The 5,473-nt window shown below is 45.5% G+C and carries 1 protein-coding gene and 1 pseudogene; both read right to left on the minus strand.

Translation table 11 applies throughout. The annotated features are described in order from the left end of the window. Window positions 1-4,538 (minus strand): annotated as a pseudogene (locus V6C93_RS01545) (hypothetical protein); the annotation flags it as partial. Beyond that, a partial coding sequence (locus V6C93_RS01550) for a baseplate J/gp47 family protein (protein WP_333474880.1) occupies window positions 4,535-5,473 on the minus strand: 939 nt, incomplete at its 5' end. The gene V6C93_RS01550 and the pseudogene V6C93_RS01545, both read right to left, overlap by 4 nt.

The raw sequence follows: 5,473 nt of genomic DNA on the forward strand, positions 1-5,473 counted from the left end.
TAAGTGGCTGTCACATTTTCGTTACCACTGGGCAGACGCGCACCTTTAATGCCATCGCCAAAGGTAACGGTTGTTTTGCCATCATCTTCAATGCGAATAATATAGTTTTGGTCTTGCGGGGTAAGGGGATACAGGGAAGGAACCTCCTGCCACAGCACACCGTTAACCCGGACTTCTAACGTACTCTTGGCACCGCTTGCCGTGGTTGTGGGTACATACGTCAGGGGCGGTTTCTTGAGGGCAAAGCGCTGGTTGGTTTGATGTCCATCGCCACTTCCTAGCACCTCCTCGACGGTTTGACCGTGAGTTGCCTGCACGACATTAGCATAGACTTTTACTGTTGCTGGATCGTAGCTATATTTCAAAGGCTGTTGCAAGGTTAAGATGGGCAGTTGTTGCTCGGTGGGAGGCCATTTGATATTCGCCACTTCACTGATAACCTCACTCTCTGCTGCTGCCGACAGTAAGGTTAGCTGAGGGGAATCATCATCCTCGTTATCACTACTTTCCACTCCTACCGAGTCGTACTGAGTTGTTGTGAGATTTCCCTGAAATCCATCCTTGTCCACCACCTTCCACTGTTGATAGGGAATTAAGGTATTGGATAAAGTAGGAGGTTCTAGCAGTTGTACTACATCTCGCCGTTGAACAGGTTTCGTTTCAAAGCCATCTGGGGACAGTAAAATGCCGATACCGCCGACAAAAATGTTTTGAGAGTCGTGAGGAATGAGGATTGCCTGCACATCTATATTGGTGAGGTTGGTGTTGGCACTTACCCATAAGTCACCTTGATTATCGGAATAGAAAACACCTCCCTTGGATGTTCCCATCCATACCTTTCCATCGGTATCAACTGTTAAGCAACGAATCTCTAAATCCGTCAAATTCGTATTCATTTGTTCCCAGCGATCGCCATTATCTTGAGAACGAAAAACGCCACTGCCTGCTGTTCCTGCAAACAGATAATTTTGTGCGATCGCAACTGCGGTAATATTCCGATTAGTCAAACCCGTATCAATAGTAAAAGCCGTTCCTGGCAGCAAATCGGGACGGAAAGGCTCATCTATAGTGAATGTAAATGTAACTGAGCTGCTATTAGGATTAATGTCTATAACAGTACGACTTTGCTCGGCAGCGTTAATAATATCTCCAGGCTGTAGCTGTTGGTTAAAGTTACTACCAATCCAGGTCACTTGGTTGCCATCACTAGAAATCGTGCCCCTAGCCTGTCGAATCTCGGTAATTTGCTGCCAAGTGATACCATTATCGGGGGAATAAAACACCCCATCTCGCACGGTTCCAGCAATCAGTTCATCACTATCTTGTTTCACCGCCAGTGCTTGCACATCCGTACCGATTAAACGGGTTGCTTTCCAGTTTTCCCCCTTGTTTTGAGACTGGAACACTCCACCGTTAATCGTTCCTACAAATAGGGTGTTACGCTTGGCGTTAAATGCGATCGCACGGATATCGGTGTAAGTCAGTCCTTGCCTTTGATTAATTTTTACCCATTGGTTCCCACCATCGTTAGAACGAAAAATCCCTTCCGCTGTTCCGACAAAAATCAACTCAGACGAATTAGCTTCATGACTGGGTTTGGACAAAAATGTCTGAATCTCTTTTTTCTTCAAGGTTTTGTTGATGTCCTCCCAACTATCAACGGGTTCCCAATATTCACCGTTATCGAGGGAACGGAAAATGCCTTCAGTTGTTCCTGCCCAAATGACACTTCCTTGAGGATTGATGGCGAGCGATCGCACTTGAGAATTTGTCAATCCACGATTGAGCCTTGGGTGCATTTCAAAGTACTTTTGAGCAAGAGCAAGAAGGACAAGGAGGGGAGTATTGACAAGAAAAACATATTTCCAAAAACAGAATATTTCCTTTATTTTTTGCAATTGAATTGAGCGTAATTGGGTTTCATGGCTCCTAGTTAAACGGTATACGCCGCCGATATCATTGAGTTGGACACGCAGATGCTTGCCGCTGACAATGAGGGTTTGATTGGGTTGCAATCCCTGAACGAACTGGCTCAGAAAAACGGTATTTCCTTGAATTGGATCTTGGAAGATTTCTTGTTGGCGATCGCTCACCGTGAGTCGTTCTTTAGCTAACTCCAATTCTTCACTGCGAAGCAGTACCATCGCACTTCGTAATCCGAAATCTTCTGGGTTAACTTCAGCATCCGGTTCTATACGAGTGATTTTACCACTCAGGTTAAAGTCACTCCGCAAAATAGTTGTAATACTTTCAACTTGACGTGCTGCGAATCGAGGTGTTTTAGCTTCAGTGTCTGGATTGTTCAAGTCACGAGCATCAAACAAGACAATCCAGCTATTTTTGAGAACCTGGGGATAGAGTGTGTCGAGATCGATTTGTTTGCGATCGGGAATCTGAAAATCCGGCCACTCTATTTTTTGCTGGCTTGTTATTGCGGTTGAAGGTTCTCCCTCTGCATTATTTTCTGCTTCAACTGTTGCTGGCAAAAAATCCATGAATTGGCTGCCGACAAAAACGTTTCCATTTTCATTAATTGCCAGAGAAATGAGAGCAATTTGACTTAAATTACAAAAACTATTTTCTTCAGAGTTTTCTCCATTTATTGGGTTCCAATTCTGACCTTCATCACTGGAGAGATAAATACCTGTATTTGTAGCCGCAAAAATACTTCTATTGGGATGAATGGCTAGGGCTTGGCTGTTCTGATTACTGAGTTCATTGCCCACTTGCCGCCAAACCCCCTCAATGTTGTCGAAGCGAAAAACTCCCCTCGGAGTTCCAACGACAATAGAACCACTCTGATTCGCTACGATGGATTGAATATTTTTATTCGTCAAAGTGACATTCATTTCATGCCAGGTATTGCCATTGTCACTGGATTGATAAACTCCTGTATCGGTTCCGGCAAAAATATAACGAATTCCTGTAAAAATACGGGTATATAGAGAATAAAAAGTTTTATCAAACAGCCCAAAGGATAAACCTTGCTGTCTCCAATTTCTGCCTCCGTCTTGAGAACGATAGAGACCATCATCAGTTCCAGCAAAAATGTAAGATTTGTCCCGATTCGGAATTAAAAAAGATACCCACAAAGGCTTGTCAAGAGTAAAAGCAGTATTGATGGTGAGTTCGGTATCGGAAATAATGTTCATCACCATTCTGTTCTCACCGTTAGCTGTAATAGTGTCGCCTACTAACAGTTCACTGAGAAATTCTGTCTGACTTCCCCTTACTATGGGCTTATCTTTTTGTATAAGAATACTTCCTGTAGCAATGTTGGTCTTGATACTGTAGGAAATCAGAGAGCGAACGATCGTATTCGGAATACTCGTATTAATAGACTGCCAGTTGTTACTGTCTTGTCCCTCAACTCGAACTGTACCAATATGAATAGGAACCCAATTTTCACCACCATCTTTTGAGCGAAAGACACCTCCCCCTGACGTACCAGCCAAGAAAATTCCCCGCTCATCTTGAGCATTTGTATAAAGCGTCTGGATGTTTAAATTGGTTAGACCATTATTAACGCCTTCCCAGGTTTGACCCTTGTCCATAGAGCGGAAAATTCCTCTACCTGGAGTACCAGCTAAGAGAACTGTTCCTTTGCCAGCAAGGCAACGAATGTCTTGATCGGGTAGTCCTTTACTAACAGAACTCCAATGGTTTCCGTTATCCTCTGTGAGGAAAACACCCCCCTGAATTGAGCCGCCTTTTTTTGCGATCGCAGCCAATTTAATCTCAGCAGGCATCTGTTCCCAGTTGGGTGCATTATGCCCGAATAGGTTAGCGCGTTGACGGAACGCAAACACTTTAGGATTACGAAGTGGGGTAGTAATTTCGGGGAGAGATTCCTCCCATTGCACGAGGGTATATCCTGCCTGAGAGTTTTGTAAGACTTCAGTCAGGGGAAGGAGATAAGTGTGAATTTCTCGCTCTTCGTCAATGAGTAGTAGGAAGTCTCCCGCTTGCAACAGAGTGCTGATACTGTTGAGATACAGTTGGCGCGTGTTGCTGGTAATTTTTTGGGGTCGAGTGGAACGCGGTGTTAGGGCATTCCAGTCAGCGTAGGCGGTAAAATTTTCGCTGGTTTCAAAGGTTTGGGGGAGTTCATCCTTACTGGGGATACTCATAATTTGAGTCCCTTTGGAAATGGTTGCTACTCTGGGCGAACTAGGCACATCTTCAACACTAAAGGTGAGAAAGGTACTGGCAGCAACGCCGGGATTGAGTTCATAACCAATTGCCCGTGCTAATTCTAAAACTGAAAGGCGTTCGGTTGCGGTGCGTAAATAGCCTTCATTGGCAATTCTTTCCTGATAAAAGGTTAATACATCCGCTACAACTGCCCAGGCATCCAAAAGTGCGATCGCAGCATCGTCATTCAAGCGGGCGGTGATTTTTTGTAGTCCCCCTTCACGCGCAGGTAACTGACTCAATAATCGATTCAAAAACCCCCGATAATCGGCAATGCGATAAGCAATCTGCGATAATCCCGGACGGTTTTCTGGCTTAGAAAATGGATCGGGTGTGGAATTCATAAACCGCCCTCTAAATTAAACTCGATTCTGCCGTTTTCCGGTACATTGGGGGTATTGTCTAAACGGGCAATTTCTAACCGTTCAAACTCAATTCTTCCCGCCTCTAGTTCTCCGGTGGCGGATTGCCCCCAACGCTGAAACCGGTTGACTTTCACGGACTCCACCCCGGATACTTGCATCGCTGCCGCTACGACTGGACTGAAATAAACGGTTTCACCAAAGCTGAAGCGATCAGGGTGAAAAAATCCCTCTTTCCCGTTCGCTAAAATCTGATTACTAAAAGCATCTATCAAGGCTTTTTTTACGGTACTGCGGAAGTATTCGGGTTTGATTTGTACCGTCATGCCAATATCAAGGGGGACAAAGCGAGGCCCATCAATTTCAATATCGTGTCCGGCTAACCGAAACTCTTCGAGAAACGTCTTTAATCCTTGCTGGAATTCGCTATCAACCGGACGCCCTCCCTCTCGATCAACAGTAATAAAGATAGTGTGCCAACTGCCTGTCCAACGCCGTGTTGCCAGCGCTTTGTTAACACCAGGATAACGTTGCACCATTTCCGCATAGTCGGCTTCCGTTACCGCCCGTCGCTGTTGCCGAAACGCTTGGGGTGCATACAGGCGAACTTGTTCAATGGGTTCGGGTTCGGTGCCCCCTTGGGCAGGGAGGGGATTGTGTACTCCGCTAATGGCTGCTTCTACGTTCTGGAGATTAGGTTGGTCTTCGGGTTCTAGGTTCTCAGGTTGGATTACAATATGTGCGATCGCTTCTGCACCGACGTTACCCGCACGACCATTGCCAATGCGGTAACAGGCATACAATGGAGTATCCGGTTGTGGCCTTCTCCCTAAACTATTGTCCCCAAACCGCAGAAACGCCCGTCCATCATCTTCTGCTTCTACCACAAAGTCACGGGCAAAGCGATCGCTGATGAG

Origin of the sequence: Allocoleopsis sp., from assembly GCF_036703385.1 — a bacterium.
Taxonomy (GTDB): domain Bacteria; phylum Cyanobacteriota; class Cyanobacteriia; order Cyanobacteriales; family Coleofasciculaceae; genus Allocoleopsis.